Source organism: Ruegeria sp. F5 (assembly GCF_056533845.1).
Genome location: NZ_JBQFOU010000004.1, coordinates 320,798 through 335,123, shown reverse-complemented (window position 1 = coordinate 335,123; position 14,326 = coordinate 320,798). Strand labels below are relative to the sequence as shown.

Annotated in this window: 14 protein-coding genes; 9 read left to right on the top strand and 5 right to left on the bottom strand. The window is 56.0% G+C overall.

The annotated features are described in order from the left end of the window. Nucleotides 1-7: 7 nt before the first annotated feature. Nucleotides 8-685, top strand: a complete 678-nt coding sequence (locus ACR0K1_RS08705) for a GntR family transcriptional regulator (RefSeq protein ID WP_480850019.1) — start codon at nucleotides 8-10, stop codon at nucleotides 683-685. Between the two features lie 38 nt (nucleotides 686-723). Here the strand turns inward: ACR0K1_RS08705 and ACR0K1_RS08700 are convergent, their stop codons facing one another. From ACR0K1_RS08700 to ACR0K1_RS08680, 5 genes are all read right to left on the bottom strand, one after another. After that, a complete protein-coding gene (locus ACR0K1_RS08700) occupies nucleotides 724-1,800 on the bottom strand; it encodes an Ldh family oxidoreductase (RefSeq protein ID WP_480850017.1) in 1,077 nt (358 codons plus the stop codon). Beyond that, the gene (locus tag ACR0K1_RS08695; RefSeq protein ID WP_480611106.1) at nucleotides 1,790-2,632 is read right to left on the bottom strand and encodes an ABC transporter permease; all 843 of its coding nucleotides are present in this window, start codon (nucleotides 2,630-2,632) and stop codon (nucleotides 1,790-1,792) included. Before ACR0K1_RS08695 ends, ACR0K1_RS08700 begins: the two co-directional genes overlap by 11 nt. Before the next feature lie 26 nt (nucleotides 2,633-2,658). Then, complete coding sequence (locus ACR0K1_RS08690) at nucleotides 2,659-3,468, bottom strand: ABC transporter ATP-binding protein (protein ID WP_480850015.1); 810 nt, start codon at nucleotides 3,466-3,468, stop codon at nucleotides 2,659-2,661. After that, nucleotides 3,465-4,490, bottom strand: coding sequence for an ABC transporter substrate-binding protein (locus tag ACR0K1_RS08685; protein ID WP_480609453.1), 1,026 nt, complete (start codon nucleotides 4,488-4,490; stop codon nucleotides 3,465-3,467). The genes ACR0K1_RS08690 and ACR0K1_RS08685 overlap by 4 nt, the downstream gene beginning before the upstream one ends. A gap of 61 nt (nucleotides 4,491-4,551) precedes the next feature. Then, the gene (locus ACR0K1_RS08680) at nucleotides 4,552-5,580 is read right to left on the bottom strand and encodes a fumarylacetoacetate hydrolase family protein (RefSeq protein WP_480850013.1); all 1,029 of its coding nucleotides are present in this window, start codon (nucleotides 5,578-5,580) and stop codon (nucleotides 4,552-4,554) included. A gap of 28 nt (nucleotides 5,581-5,608) precedes the next feature. Between ACR0K1_RS08680 and ACR0K1_RS08675 the strand changes: the two genes are divergently transcribed. The 8 genes from ACR0K1_RS08675 to ACR0K1_RS08640 all read left to right on the top strand — a co-directional run bounded on the left by ACR0K1_RS08675 (nucleotide 5,609) and on the right by ACR0K1_RS08640 (nucleotide 14,315). Then, nucleotides 5,609-6,289, top strand: coding sequence for a FadR/GntR family transcriptional regulator (locus ACR0K1_RS08675; RefSeq protein WP_480850011.1), 681 nt, complete (start codon nucleotides 5,609-5,611; stop codon nucleotides 6,287-6,289). 194 nt (nucleotides 6,290-6,483) lie between these two features. Then, nucleotides 6,484-7,167, top strand: coding sequence for a fumarylacetoacetate hydrolase family protein (locus ACR0K1_RS08670; protein WP_480850008.1), 684 nt, complete (start codon nucleotides 6,484-6,486; stop codon nucleotides 7,165-7,167). A gap of 50 nt (nucleotides 7,168-7,217) precedes the next feature. Beyond that, the gene (locus ACR0K1_RS08665) at nucleotides 7,218-8,753 is read left to right on the top strand and encodes an acyl--CoA ligase (protein ID WP_480850006.1); all 1,536 of its coding nucleotides are present in this window, start codon (nucleotides 7,218-7,220) and stop codon (nucleotides 8,751-8,753) included. Nucleotides 8,754-8,757: 4 nt separating this feature from the next. Beyond that, on the top strand, nucleotides 8,758-9,735 hold the full coding sequence (locus ACR0K1_RS08660; protein ID WP_480850004.1) for a 2-dehydropantoate 2-reductase: 978 nt from the start codon (nucleotides 8,758-8,760) through the stop codon (nucleotides 9,733-9,735). Nucleotides 9,736-10,009: 274 nt separating this feature from the next. Next, nucleotides 10,010-11,065: a LacI family DNA-binding transcriptional regulator gene (locus ACR0K1_RS08655; protein ID WP_480850002.1), complete on the top strand. Its 1,056-nt coding sequence runs from the start codon at nucleotides 10,010-10,012 to the stop codon at nucleotides 11,063-11,065. Nucleotides 11,066-11,179: 114 nt separating this feature from the next. After that, nucleotides 11,180-12,487, top strand: a complete 1,308-nt coding sequence (locus ACR0K1_RS08650) for an ABC transporter substrate-binding protein (RefSeq protein ID WP_480609471.1) — start codon at nucleotides 11,180-11,182, stop codon at nucleotides 12,485-12,487. A gap of 120 nt (nucleotides 12,488-12,607) precedes the next feature. After that, nucleotides 12,608-13,474, top strand: coding sequence for a carbohydrate ABC transporter permease (locus ACR0K1_RS08645; protein ID WP_480850000.1), 867 nt, complete (start codon nucleotides 12,608-12,610; stop codon nucleotides 13,472-13,474). Between the two features lie 10 nt (nucleotides 13,475-13,484). Then, nucleotides 13,485-14,315, top strand: a complete 831-nt coding sequence (locus ACR0K1_RS08640; protein ID WP_480609473.1) for a carbohydrate ABC transporter permease — start codon at nucleotides 13,485-13,487, stop codon at nucleotides 14,313-14,315. The last annotated feature ends 11 nt before the right edge of the window (nucleotides 14,316-14,326 follow it).

Genomic DNA, 14,326 nt, shown 5'->3' with positions numbered 1-14,326 from the left:
AGCGGACATGAACCTGACGGACAGCATCAAACGAACGACCCTGCACGAAGAGCTGGTCGAACGCCTGCGCAACCTTGTCGTCGAAGACGTGTTGAAACCGGGTGAAAAAGTGCCCGAGAAACAGCTTTGCGACTCGTTGGGTGTTTCACGGACACCGCTGCGAGAAGCCCTGAAGGTTCTTGCCTCTGAAGGCTTTGTGGTGCTGCAGGCCAATCGGGGTGCGCGCGTCGCGCGTGTGACGAGAGAGGAATTGGAGAACACGTTTCCAGTGCTCGCAGCGCTTGAGCAACTGGCGGGGGAACTGGCCTGTCAGCACATGGACGCAGCAGAAATTCAACGGATTGAGCGTTGCCACAAGGATATGCTGAAAGCTTACGAGGCGCGGGATCGGCAGGCGTATTTCAAAGCCAATCAGGACATCCATCAGGCATTCATACAGGGCGCGCGAAACGACATTCTGGAAAACCATCACAAGCTGCTGGCCGCGCGTGTCCGCCGTGCGCGTTTCATGGCCAATTTGTCCGACGAGCGCTGGGCACAGGCCATTGACGAACATGGAGCCATGATGGAGTTGCTCAGAGCCCGCGATGCAGACGGGCTGGGCAAAACCATGAAGCTTCACATGGTGAACAAGCTCTCGGCTCTTGTTAAAGCGCTGGAGGCTGAGGACGAACCGCCTCGCTAAACTCTGGTCAATAGCGCCAGCTTCTCTCGGATATGCCGCTAGCCAGTGTTGAGATCAGGAAACGGGGGCGTCAGCCCGCTGTCCAGGGCAAGTTTGTTGAGGTCTCGACAAAGAGCGGGGTTCAGCCTCAGACCGTCTTTGCGGCGGGCCTCGGCGGCGGCGGTTTTTCCGTCTCCGGGCAGGCGCACCGGGTCATGGCCGGGCAGGGGGGCGGATGCGCGCATTTCGGAAAAGACGCGGGCTGTGTTGGAAGCAAAGTTGTTTTCCATCCCAAACGCTGCCGGATCAAGCGCCATGACGAATTGCCCTGTATTTGTAGATGATGTTGTGTCTGAGGTGAAATTGACCACGTCAGAGCCGAAGGCCGCACCATTCAGCACCCCGGCCATCAACCCGATGGCCACGGAAAGACCGAAGCCTTTTGGACCGCCGATTGGCAAAAGAAAGCCTTCGGACTTGCGGGCCGGGTCCGTCAATGGATTTCCATCACGGCCCACCATCCAGCCCTCGGGCATAGGCCGGCCTTGCTGCAACAGGGTTTTAATCTTACCCATCGCGGCAACAGTCGTCGCCATATCAAATACATACGGGTCGGGGCCATCGGCAGGGGCTGAGAAAGCGATGGGATTGGTGCCCAGTAGCAAGTCGCTACCGCCATAGGGCGGAACGTGGTTCGCACTGCCAACGGCTGCGGCCATGCCCAGCATTCCCTGTTCGGCTTGTGGGCGCACATATAGCGCCAAAGGTCCCGCATGGTTGCCGCGCCGCACGCCGACCCAGCCGATACCGGCCTCTTTCGCCTTTTCTGTCGCAAGATCCCGCGCCGCCGACATAGCCAAATGCCCAAGGCCGTCATCGCCGTCAATCAAAGCGGTCGCGACGGTCTCATGTACTATTGTGACATTTGGCGTGGGATTGGAGCCACCCCCCGCCAGCCGGGCAAGATACTGACGCAGGCGAAAGACACCGTGGGTGCCGTAGCCATAAATGTCGGCCTCAACCATCGTCGAGGCCACCTGATCCGCATCTGCTTTTGGCACACCTCGCGTTTCGAGCGCGCTCGCCACAAATTCACGCAAGGTCTTGCAGTCTATTTTCACAGGCTCAGAAGTCATCTCTGCCAACCTGCTCTTTGTGCCAGAACACCAGTTTACGCTGTGTCCAAACCACAGTCGCAAAAACAGCCAGACCGACGAGGCTGAGATACAGGATCAACGAGAACACGCGCGGAGTGTTGAGTTGCGAGGCTGCAACACGGATCAACTCTCCGAATCCCTTTCCGCCGCCCAGGAATTCTCCGGTTATCGCACCCGCCATAACGCCGACCGCGCCGATTTTGAGGCCGGTGAATATCTGCGGCAGACCGGTTGGCAGTTTCATCTTGATCAATGTCTGCATCCGGCTCGCGCCCATCGTCTTGAACAACATGCGCGCGTTTTCGTCGGCGGCGTGAAGTCCGGCTGCGGTACCAACCACGATTGGAAACGTCGCGATAAAGGCCGCAAGCGCGACCTTGGATTCAATGCCGAAACCCAGCCACGCCACAAACAGAGGGGCAAACGCGACTTTCGGCATCGTATCGATCGACACCAAGTAGGGCATCACGGCCTTTTCGCCAAAGGCCGTTTCGCCAACCAGAACGCCCAGCGAGAACCCGATCGCGATTGCCAGCGCAAAACCATAGATGACCTCTTTTATGGTGATCCAAAGCGCTGCAAGCATGTAACCGCCGGTCAAAAGGTTCTGCCCCACGAAGATCATATCTTTGAGGGTTTCCAGCGGTGTCGGCAGAATGATCGGAGAGACCAGTCTAAGGCTGGTCACAATTTGCCAGGTGCCGACAAAGACCACGAAAACAAAGGTCATCGCCAGCCAGCGGGGAACCGAGTCGATAAAGTGAACTTTCTGCTCCCATACAGTGTCTTCTGCGGGGTCAGCGTCTTTCACGGAAGGTGAGTAATTCTGAACTTCGCTCACATGTCTTCTCCCTTATCCAGGAGGCTGCGAATGTAGTCTACGATAGCGCCAAATTTGGGTGTCGTCATCATATCGAGCGTTCTTGGGCGCGGCAGATCAACCTTGACGATTTCGGCAATCCTGCCCGGGCGCGGCTTCAAAACGACGATTTCGTCAGACAAAATAACGGCTTCCTGAATGGAATGCGTCACCAGAAAAGCGGTCGCATCCTGTTCCCGGCAGATCCGCTGCAATTCCATATTCATCATGTCGCGCGACAATTCGTCGAGCGCGCTGAACGGTTCGTCCATCAAAAGAACTGCTGGTTCCGTGATCAGCATACGGCAGATCGAAGCGCGCTGTGCCATCCCGCCTGACAATTCGTTTGGATATACGTTTTCGAACCCTTGCAAACCCACGATGTCCAAAAGTTCGTGCGCCTTGGCCATGGCTTGCTTGGCCGCCGCCTTTCCATCGCGGATCTCAATCGGCAAGACGATGTTTTCAACCGCTGATTTCCAGGGAAAAAGCGTCGCTTGCTGGAACATCATCCCAATGTCCCGGCGGGTCCCGGTGACGGGTTTCCCCTGCAGGATCACGCGCCCTTTGGTGGGCGGGATCAAACCCGCCATAATCTTGAGCAGAGTCGACTTGCCGCAGCCGCTGGACCCGATGACAGATGTGAAGCTTCCTTTCCGAAGCGTCAGATTAATATCCTCGAGAGCGACAACAAGATTGCGTGCATAGGTCTTGCTTACATGGGTCAACTCGTAGACCGGCGTGCCCAGGGGCGCGCCGGAAAACTCATGCGTGACTTCAGCGTTCATTTGCTGGCGGCCTCGTTGCCGATGGCGGCAAACTCATTGGTCCATGCGGCGCTCAGGTCATCCAGCGGCCCTGGGATTTCGCCCCCCGCAACAAGCGCATCCTGCCATTCCTGCCAGACTTCGGCGGGGTACCATCCCAAACCATTGCTTGGATCAGCCGCGATGGTTTTCGATCGTACGGCATCGAACAGCGCTGACTGAAACTCCTTGTCCTCGCCTTCCTGCGGATTGCCGTCCGCCAGATGTTTCAACACGGCTTCGCGGTTGGCGTCATCAAGCGCAAATGCATGGCCACGTGCGAATGCGCGGCTCCAGGCTTCGACCAATTCGCGGTCATTGGCGATTGTGTCGGCCATTGTGGCAATGCCGTTCCCGAAGAAACGCCCGAATTCCGCAGGCGTGATGTCACGCACCGCCATGCCGCGCTGGTTCAGAATTGCCGTGTCGGCGGTAGATGCAGAATACGCGTCGATTTCTCCGTTCAGGAAAGCCGCAGTTGCCGGGCCACCATCGCCGACGGTCAGGAAGGTGAAATCTTCACCCTCTTTCATGCCTGCTCCGGTCATCACATTGCGTGCAAAGCCCACTTCTGCGCCATCGGCGGTGCCGGTTCCGATGACCTTGCCGCGCAGTTCTTCAATGTTTTGGATGTCAGAATCTTCCGGCACCGCGATGCCGAAGTTGCTGCGCGCCGCGACGTTGTAGATATGCACGGCGTCCACATCCCGCGACCGTGCGGCAATCAGGGGGCCAGGCCCGGGGCGGCCGAAATGCGCTTGCCCGGCAGACAAAGCCTGAAGCACGGCGCCTGAGCCGTTGATCGCTTCGACGGTCACGTTCAGGCCTTCATCTGCGAAGTATCCTTCGCCTATGGCGACAAAGACAGGAAATGAGTTGATTGCCGAAGGGCTTGGCTGAACGAAAGTAATATCGCGCAGGTCTTGAGCAAAACCTATTGTTCCTAAAGCTCCCGCAACCGGAACTGCCGAAAGCAAGGACGCTGTGAAAGTCCTTCTGTTCATCATTGTAGTCTTCCTCCCTTGCATGGTTGGCGTCCCGCAAATTCAGCGATGCAGGAGCCACTTACACGGCGCGCACGGTATTCCTGAGCGTGCCGATTTCTGAAATTTCACAAACCACCGTGTCCCCGTCTTTCAGAAACTGCGGTGGGTCCATTGCGTATCCGACACCCGATGGCGTGCCGGTCGCGATGACGTCGCCAGGCTCCAGGGTCATGCCCTCTGACAGGGATGCGATCAGCGTTGGAATGTCGAAAATCATGTCCGACGTGGTTCCGTTTTGGCGCTGTTCGCCGTTGACCGTTAATCCGATTGACAACGCGTGCGGATCGCCGATTTCGTCGGCGGTCACAATGCACGGGCCCAATGGGCAAGACCCATCCAAACCCTTGCCCTTGAAGTACTGGCCACCATGCCGGCGTTGGATGTCGCGGGCGGTGATGTCGTTGAGGATCGTATAGCCGAATACATGGTCGAATGCATCGGCCCTGGCGATATTCCGCCCCGGTTTTCCAATCACGATTGCCAGTTCAACCTCATAGTCGATGGCTTGTGAGACCGTGGGGAATATCAGAATGTCTGCCTCTGGCGCAACGATCGAGGTCGGCGGTTTTGTGAAGAAAACCGGGTGGTCCGTTACACCAATTTTTTGATTTTGTGCCCGTTCGCCCTCGGCGATGTGTTCCGCATAATTGCGCCCCACACAGAATACGTTCTTACGCGGGGCGGGGATTGGCGCCAAAAACGGCGCATCATCCGGGACCAGTGCGTCCTTCAGATCACCTGCTTTGGCCGATGAAATGAGGGTGTTCAATACTCCAAGGGTCGCCTGACCACCTGCGATCAGATGCTGCATTGAACTGACGTTCAGCGTCTCGCCACGCATATTCGCTGCGCGCAGAATGTCCAACTTGCTGCCATCTTTCAGTATCGCCACGCAAACGGCGTGGCCTTCTACGGAAACAGTTGCTAATCGCACTCGGCACTCCTCCCTCGTGCTGATGTCAAGCTGTGGTCGCGGATCCCGTCCGGCGACTCGATTTTTTGCTTTCCTCTTGCCCTTGAGTTTTTTCCGACTTGGCGTTTCAATCAATCAACCAATCACTAAATTGGGTGGAGGCATGAACGCACCAACCGAACTCGCGCAGCGCGTACGCGACCTGATTAACAATGCCGGATATAGGCATAACGACAGACTTCCGCCAGAACGTGACCTGTGTTCAAAACTTGGGACAACCCGCAATCAGTTGCGCAGAGCCTTGGCAGAACTCGAGGCACAGGGGCTGATCTGGCGTCATGTGGGGCGGGGAACTTTTGTCGGTTCCAGACCGGTTCTGAACCTCACTGACGTTACCTATTTGGGCAATCAGATTAAACCTGAACAGGTTGTATCGGTGCGATTTACGATCGAACCGCAACTGAGCCGCCTGGCTGCGCTCCATTCCACCCGCTCTGATCGTGAGCAAATGAGGCTTTGCGCCGACAAATGCCGTACGGCAGAGGATTGGCGCACTTACGAAGCCTGGGACAACAATTTGCACTACGCCATAGCCCGCTCTACGCGTAACCAGCTGTTTCTGTACTTCTTTGAGACGTTGAATTCGGTCCGAAGGTCTATTGTTTGGGGGCAGCCGCGCGAGACTTTGAAGCCAGTGGAAGATTATTCCAGTTTTAGCGAACATGATGTGATCGTGTCTGCCATAGCAAAGGGCGACGGTGATCTTGCGGCCAGTGCCATGGTCGATCACTTGAAATCGGTCTATTCGCGTGTGTTGCCACAGAGCATCCAGTCCGACGGATAAGGCAGCGCCAAGGTCCAACCAATTTGGGAAATGGTCGGGGCAGATTAAAGCCGTAGCTCTTGCAAAACAGCTTAGATTTTGGCGAAGACTTGGTATGCGGCCACGTCCGTTTGAATGTGATGTGGCATCGATCGGAAGGTGTCTGTCCGTTTTGAAATCCGATCTTTGGCTGTCAAACGCTCAGGAGGAAAGCGATGTCCGACCATGTCATTCCCGCGCCGCAGGTGCATGTGATACCCGTAGCGGGGGGCGGCACGTTTCCGGTGCGTCGCGTTTATTGCATCGGGCGAAACTACGCGGCGCATGCGATTGAAATGGGTCACGACCCGAACCGGGAACCTCCGTTTTTCTTTCAGAAGAATCCGAACAACTTGGATCCGTCGGGCGAGTTTCCGTACCCGCCGCACAGTTCCGATGTGCACCACGAAGCTGAAATGTATGTGGCACTCAAGTCTGGCGGTACGAATATCCCGGTCGCCGATGCATTGGATCATGTCTTTGGGTACGGTCTTTCGCTGGATATGACCCGCCGCGACCTGCAGGGGCAAATGAAGAAAATGGGCCGCCCCTGGGAGATTGGAAAGGCGTTTGAACGCTCGGCCCCGTGCGGACCAGTTCACAAGGTGTCAGAGGTGGGGTATCTGGACAGAGGTCCGATTACACTGACAGTGAATGGTGAAATTCGGCAGGAGGGGGACCTGAACCAGATGATCTGGAAGGTCCCCGAGATGATCTCATACCTGAGCGAGTATTTCGAACTTGCCGCCGGTGACGTCATCCTTTCAGGAACGCCGTCTGGTGTTGGTCCCGTCAACCGTGGCGATGTTATGGTCCTGGCGGTCGACAAGCTGGGCAGCCTGAATGTCCGCGTAACTTAGCGACCGCCATACCAGCAAAAGTAACCGATGCTTGTGTAAACGGATAACGAATGCCCCATTTAGTCGCTGAATTGATCGCACGCCACGCCGACACTGCAAAGGCCATCGGCGCCCCCGGCCGACCCTGGTTGAGCCACCTCGGATTGCGCGAGCATTGTGCAAAGATCAAAATGGAATTGCATCAAATCGGGGTAGGCCGCGGCGACCGGGTGGCAATTGTGTTGCCCAACGGCCCAGAGATGGCAACGGCGTTCATTTCCGTCGCACAGGTGGCGACGACAGCACCTTTGAACCCGGCGTATACCTACGAAGAATACCTATTTTACCTCAAGGACTTGCAGGCCAAGGCTCTTCTTGTATCCGAAAACGAAAATGGACCCGCCGTAAATGCGGCAGGGGACCTTGGCATCGCTGTCCTGAGGGCGTCCTACGATAACTCACAACCAGCCGGACAGTTTTCCATTTTGTCCTGCGACCCGATTGGCGAGGCTGAAACATCCGCACCGGGTGAAGATGATGTTGCCCTGATCCTCCACACGTCAGGAACAACGTCGCGGCCCAAGATCGTTCCGCTGACGCAGGCCAATATCTACGCATCCGCGCGAAATGTGGCTTCGTCGTTGAATCTGACAATCGATGATCGTTGCCTGAGCATCATGCCGCTGTTTCATATCCACGGGCTGATCGCGGCAGTCGCCGCGTCTTTAGGCGCTGGATCTCAAATCAGTTGCGCCCCTGGTTTCAGCGCTCTTGGCTTTTTTTCGCAGGTCGCTGAGGTTGATCCGACCTGGTACACGGCGGTTCCGACAATGCACCAGGCTATTCTCGCCCGAGCGGCGCGAAACAAATCGATCATTGAGCAGTCGCGATTGCGATTCCTTCGGTCTTCGTCCGCCTCGTTACCTGCGCCGGTCATGGAGGCGTTGGTGGCCACATTTGATGCGCCTGTCATCGAAGCCTACGGAATGACTGAGGCCGCGCATCAAATGTGCTGCAATCCGCTTCCCCCACAAAAGCAAAAGCCCGGATCGGTTGGAATAGCCGCAGGCCCTGAAGTCAAAATTGCAGACGAGGCAGAAAATATATTGATCGATTCCCGGGACGTCGGAGAAATCGTTATCAGCGGTCCGAACGTGACACCGGGATACGAGAGCAACCCGCAGGCAAACGCCGACAATTTCTTTGAAGCCGATGGAAAGCGATGGTTTCGCACCGGTGACCAAGGGTCGTTCGACGAAGAGAATTACCTGCGGCTGACCGGGCGCCTCAAAGAACTGATCAATCGCGGTGGAGAAAAAATTAGCCCGCTTGAGGTCGATGCCGTACTTCTGAGCCACCCTGACGTTGCTCAGGCAGTGTGTTTTGCCGTTCCCCACGAAAAACTGGGCGAAGACGTCGCGGCGGCGGTGGTTCTGTCAGAAGGCGCGGTGATTGCGGATCATGAGGTCCGGGATTTCGTTGGCGCGCGGCTTGCTAAGTTCAAGGTGCCGACTTCGGTGGTCATTCTCGAAGAGATTCCAAAAGGCGCGACTGGTAAGATACAAAGGATCGGGCTCGCCACTAAATTGGGACTGGCAAAGGCTTAGACACATGAAAGTTTGCATCTTTGGTGCCGGAGCCATCGGAGGTTACGTAGCCGCAAAGCTCGCGCAGACAGACGTTGACGTCAGTGTCGTCGCGCGTGGTCCCCATCTGGCCGCAATGCAGGAAAAAGGGCTTACTCTACTTGAGGATGGACGGGACCCGATCAACGTGCCAATTCGCGCCTCGGACAATGCTGCCGATCTAGGTCCGCAGGATTACGTTTTCATCACACTAAAAGCGCACTCAGTTCCGGCTGTTGTTGACACAATGCAGCCCCTGATTGACGGCGAGACGACACTGGTAAGTGGAGTGAACGGGGTGCCCTGGTGGTATTTCCACAAGCTGGATGGTCCCTATGAGGGGGCGCGTTTGGCCTCGGTGGATCCGGGTGACGTGCAATGGAACGGTTTCGGGCCGGATCGGGTGCTTGGATGTGTCGTTTACCCGGCCGCAGAAGTTGTTGCCCCGGGATCGATCAAGCATGTCGAAGGCAATCGGTTTTCATTGGGCGAGCCCGATGGTTCTAAATCGGTCCGTGCTGCCAAGTTTTCGGCGGCACTGTCCGGGGCCGGGCTGCGTGCGCCCGTCAGACCAAGAATTCGGGACGAAATTTGGCTGAAACTGTGGGGTAACCTGTCGTTCAACCCGATTTCAGCGCTTACCCACGCAACACTTGATGTCTTGTGTACCGATCCGGACACACGCGCCGTGGCACGCGGAATGATGCTTGAGGCTCAGGAAATCGCCGAAAAACTTGGGGTCAGGTTTCCGATAGATGTCGAAAAACGTATTGATGGCGGGGCGGCCGTTGGGGCGCACAAGACCTCGATGTGGCAGGACTTGGAGTTGAGCCGACTAATGGAAATTGACGCACTGGTCACTTCAGTGCAGGAATTGGGGCAACTGACCGGCATCGCAACACCCACAATTGATACAGTGGCGTCACTGATAAAACTGAGGGCAAAGGTCGCCGGTCTTTATTGAGATTCTGCCAGCGATCGTCCGAAGGGATCAGCTTTGGGCGGGCGGGGAATTGAATAGCGATGCGGCACTACTTTCTTCGGGAATCGCGCGACTGAACTACAGCGCGACGGTCTGCCCCGGTATTCTCAAAGCATGCGCAATCAGCACGGCAGCTGATTGCCGACGACACCTTCAAATTCCAACCGGGTATGGATGCGAGAAGTTGCATCCAAAACCGGCCGACTTGACACTGTTGGTCTTTCATCAATAAATTTGACATTAATTTCCGCGCGACATGTTGAAACTTGGTGTGAGAAAAGAATTGAAACGCAAAATCCGAAACATGGAAGAATTTGCGACAATCAGTGGGATTTCCCGGCCCACCGTCTCAAAGTACTTTAACGATCCGGACAGCGTGCGCGTATCCACTAGAAAAAAGATCGAAGACGCCCTGGAAGAGTATGACTATCATCCGAATGTTTTTGCGATCAACCAAAACCGGCGTACGACCAAGAATATCGGTGTTGTCGTACCTAATCTGGCTGACCCCTTCTTTTCCGAGATCGGCAGACGCGTGGAACTTGCCTGCATTGATGCCGGTTACAGCCCGATTTTGCTCAGTTCGCACGGTAATCCGGAAATGGAGCGAGACAATCTAAACTCGCTCAGATCCCTCAAACCCGCTGGTGTTTTATTGGCACCGTTCGGAAGGTTCTCGGACACAGACACCGTCAAGGCATTTGACGAAGAAATTCCCGTCGTCTTGTTTGATGCCAACGTGAAAGATGTCGGACGGGCATTTGTCGGTACCGACCATTTTCAGAGCGTTGACCTGATGGTCGAGTACCTGTGCCGCAGCGGCGAGCCGCCTTGTTTTTTCGAAATGAAGAAGCCGCTCAATCCGAATGCCAATAAACACAGGCAAGCCTATATCGAAAGCATGGAGCGGCACGGCCAGACGGCGAACATTTTTCAAGTGGACGGGGAAGGCTGGGACTTTGAGGCAATTGGAAAAGCCGAAGGCGGCAGGCTCTTGTCCGAAGGGGCATTCAACACCAACACGATCCTGTGTAGCAATGACCGCTTTGCCATTGGTCTTTTGTCAGCGGCCTATGGGCTTGGCTTCAAGGTCGGTCACGGTCCGGAATGCAACCTCAGGATTGCGGGCCACGATGATCATCCCTTTTCCCGGTTCACATGCCCGCCTCTGACAACAATCGCGCAGGATTACGAAGCTATCGCGAATTGTTCGGTGTCCACACTGTTTGCATTGTTCGAGAACGGAGAATCCCCATCAGAAAGGCAGGAAACACTGTTTGACGGGCGTTTGATCATGCGGGAGTCGGCTTAGGGAATTATTAGTCGCGCAACCATCCTTAAATTTACGCGCGTAAATTTTTAATTGACTTCGCGTTGTGATTTTGACTAAGGTCGAAGTCATCATCCAACGAGGAGGAGAATTAGGATGTCATTCAAACAAGCTCTATATGCGGCGACGGCAATGACACTCGTCACTGCAAGTGGCGCGCTCGCAGAGAATCTTGTCATCGCCACCGTGAACAACGGCGATATGATTCGCATGCAAGGATTGACTCAGGACTTCACCGATAAGACAGGCCACACGGTCGAATGGGTCACATTGGAAGAAAATGTCCTGCGCCAGCGTGTCACCACGGACATTGCCGCCAAGGGTGGGTCTTTCGACATCATGACCATCGGCATGTACGAAACTCCGATCTGGGGTGCCAATGGGTGGCTGGTCTCGCTTGACGATCTTTCTGCCGAATATGACGCGGATGACATCCTGCCAGCAATGCGCGCCGGCCTGAGCCACGATGGCACTTTATACGCAGCACCGTTTTACGGCGAAAGCTCGATGATCATGTACCGCACCGACCTGATGGAGAAGGCTGGTCTGGAAATGCCCGAGGCACCGACCTGGCAATTCATCCGTGAAGCCGCAGCGGCGATGACGGACCGCGAAAATGACATCAACGGGGTCTGCCTGCGCGGCAAGGCAGGATGGGGTGAAGGCGGCGCCTTTATCACCGTGACCGCAAACTCCTTCGGCGCCCGCTGGTTTGACGAAGACTGGAATGCCCAGTTCGATCAGCCGGAATGGGCGGATGCCCTCAATTTCTTCGTCGGCATGATGGAAGAATCCGGCCCCACCGGCTACGCGACGAACGGTTTCAATGAGAACCTGAACCTGTTCCAGCAGGGCAAATGTGGTATGTGGATTGACGCCACCGTGGCGGCTTCGTTCGTTACAAATCCCGACGACTCCACCGTCGCCGACAAGGTTGGTTTCGCGTTGGCTCCGAATAGTGAAGGTGTCGACAGGAAAGCAAACTGGCTCTGGGCCTGGGCGCTGGCGGTTCCCGCCGGAACGCAAAAAGAAGCCGCGGCAAAAGAGTTCATCGAATGGGCGACCTCAAAAGACTATATTGAACTGGTTGCCGAAAACGAAGGCTGGGCCAATGTACCGCCGGGTGCGCGTACCTCGTTGTACGAAAACCCCAACTACCAGGAAGTTCCCTTCGCCCAAAAGACACTGGACTCAATTCTCGCAGCTGATCCGACAAACCCGACTGTGAAGCCGGTTCCGTATGTCGGCGTCCAGTTCGTGGCAATCCCGGAATTCGCGGGTATCGCCACCGAGGTGAGCCAGGAGTTCTCGGCCGTCTATGCAGGTCAGCAAACCGTTGACGAGGCGCTGGCCAAGGCCCAGGCGATTACCAACGACGCTATGGAAGCAGCTGGCTACCGCTAAGCGCTCCACCAGTCTCGGGCAATACTCTTCTCCCAAGTGTTGTCCGAGACGCCATCAATTATCAAAAACTTTGCACTGTTTAAGATAGCCTTATGGCAATCAACAGAGGAGGTATGCCCGATGGCTACTAAACACTCCCGATCAGCGGCGCGGCTTATGATGGCCCCAGCGGTCATCTTGCTCCTCGGCTGGATGCTCGTTCCGTTGATCATGACGCTTATTTTCTCGTTCAAGCAATACCTCCCCTTGCGTGGCGGAGACCTTGGGTGGGTCGGTTTCGACAACTATGTTCGTTTTGTCAGCTCCAGCGCGTTCTGGCCGTCAGTTTTGGCCACCCTGACAATCGTTGGCGGGGTTCTTCTGATCACCGTGATCTTTGGCGTATTGCTGGCGATCCTGTTGAACCAGCCGATGTGGGGGCAGGGTGTCGTCCGCATTCTGGTCATCGCGCCGTTCTTTGTCATGCCGACGGTTTCCGCGTTGGTGTGGAAGAACATGTTCATGGATCCGGTGAATGGCCTGCTCGCCCATTTGTGGCGCTTTTTCGGGGCCGAGCCGATCTCGTGGCTGTCCGAGGCGTCTTTGCCGTCGATTGTCATGATCGTTTCCTGGCAATGGCTGCCCTTCGCGACGCTGATCCTGTTGACCGCCATCCAGTCATTGGACGGGGAACAGCTTGAAGCGGCAGAAATGGACGGCGCGCCGCCGCTGAAACGGTTCGGCTACATCACTCTGCCGCATCTCAGCCGGGCGATTACGATCGTGGTTTTGATCCAGACGATCTTCCTGCTGGCAATCTTTGCAGAGATTTTCGTCACGACCGGAGGTGCCTTTGGCACGCGCACGCTGACCTACCTGATTTTCCAGCGTGTTCTCGAAAGTCAGAACGTTGGCCTCGGTTCAGCCGGTGGTGTCTACGCAATCATTCTCGCTAACATCGTCGCGATCTTCCTGATGCGCATCGTTGGCAAGAACCTGGACGCGTGAGGAGGAAAAAATGGCCCGCGCAGTAACTCAACAACGTAAGATCATCAATACAGCCGCCGCCTGGGGTGTTGGACTGCTGATCTTTTTCCCCATCCTTTGGACTGTCCTGACCAGCTTTAAAACTGAAGCCACCGCAATTGCAGACCCTCCGGTGTTCCTGGCATTCGACTGGACGCTTGAAAACTATTCTGCGGTGATGGAGCGGTCGAACTATGCCCGTTTCCTTTGGAACTCGATCATCATCGCAGGTGGGTCGACGATATTGGGCATCATCGTAGCGGTCCCCGCTGCGTGGTCGATGGCGTTCGTACCGTCCCGGCGCACCAAGGACATTCTGCTCTGGATGCTGTCCACCAAAATGCTTCCGGCGGTTGGGGTTCTGTACCCGATCTACCTGATCTGCATCAAACTTGGCATCCTCGACAGCCGGGGCGCGCTGGTCATCATCCTCATGCTGATGAACCTGCCGATCATCGTCTGGATGCTGTACACCTACTTCAAGGAAATCCCCGGTGAGATCCTGGAAGCGGCACGAATGGACGGTGCTACGCTGAAAGAGGAAATCCTCTATGTCCTCACACCGATGGCGGTTCCGGGCATAGCCTCGACCTTGCTGCTGAACTTCATTCTGGCCTGGAACGAGGCGTTTTGGACGCTGAACCTGACGGCAGCCAATGCGGCGCCGCTGACGGCCTTCATTGCCAGCTACTCCAGCCCCGAAGGCCTGTTCTTCGCCAAGCTCAGTGCAGCATCAACCATGGCCATTGCGCCAATCCTCATCCTTGGCTGGTTCAGCCAGAAACAACTTGTCAGCGGCCTGACCTTCGGCGCCGTCAAATAAGGAACTTGACC

What these genes read in the sequence shown, in the direction of transcription:
- ACR0K1_RS08705 (WP_480850019.1), top strand. Translation starts at nt 8, where the DNA reads ATGAACCTGACGGACAGCATCAAACGAACGACCCTGCACGAAGAGCTG.
- ACR0K1_RS08650 (WP_480609471.1), top strand. Translation starts at nt 11,180, where the DNA reads ATGTCATTCAAACAAGCTCTATATGCGGCGACGGCAATGACACTCGTC.
- ACR0K1_RS08660 (WP_480850004.1), top strand. Translation starts at nt 8,758, where the DNA reads ATGAAAGTTTGCATCTTTGGTGCCGGAGCCATCGGAGGTTACGTAGCC.
- ACR0K1_RS08670 (WP_480850008.1), top strand. Translation starts at nt 6,484, where the DNA reads ATGTCCGACCATGTCATTCCCGCGCCGCAGGTGCATGTGATACCCGTA.
- ACR0K1_RS08690 (WP_480850015.1), bottom strand. Translation starts at nt 3,468, where the DNA reads ATGAACGCTGAAGTCACGCATGAGTTTTCCGGCGCGCCCCTGGGCACG.
- ACR0K1_RS08675 (WP_480850011.1), top strand. Translation starts at nt 5,609, where the DNA reads ATGAACGCACCAACCGAACTCGCGCAGCGCGTACGCGACCTGATTAAC.
- ACR0K1_RS08645 (WP_480850000.1), top strand. Translation starts at nt 12,608, where the DNA reads ATGGCTACTAAACACTCCCGATCAGCGGCGCGGCTTATGATGGCCCCA.
- ACR0K1_RS08665 (WP_480850006.1), top strand. Translation starts at nt 7,218, where the DNA reads ATGCCCCATTTAGTCGCTGAATTGATCGCACGCCACGCCGACACTGCA.
- ACR0K1_RS08655 (WP_480850002.1), top strand. Translation starts at nt 10,010, where the DNA reads ATGTTGAAACTTGGTGTGAGAAAAGAATTGAAACGCAAAATCCGAAAC.
- ACR0K1_RS08685 (WP_480609453.1), bottom strand. Translation starts at nt 4,490, where the DNA reads ATGAACAGAAGGACTTTCACAGCGTCCTTGCTTTCGGCAGTTCCGGTT.
- ACR0K1_RS08700 (WP_480850017.1), bottom strand. Translation starts at nt 1,800, where the DNA reads ATGACTTCTGAGCCTGTGAAAATAGACTGCAAGACCTTGCGTGAATTT.
- ACR0K1_RS08640 (WP_480609473.1), top strand. Translation starts at nt 13,485, where the DNA reads ATGGCCCGCGCAGTAACTCAACAACGTAAGATCATCAATACAGCCGCC.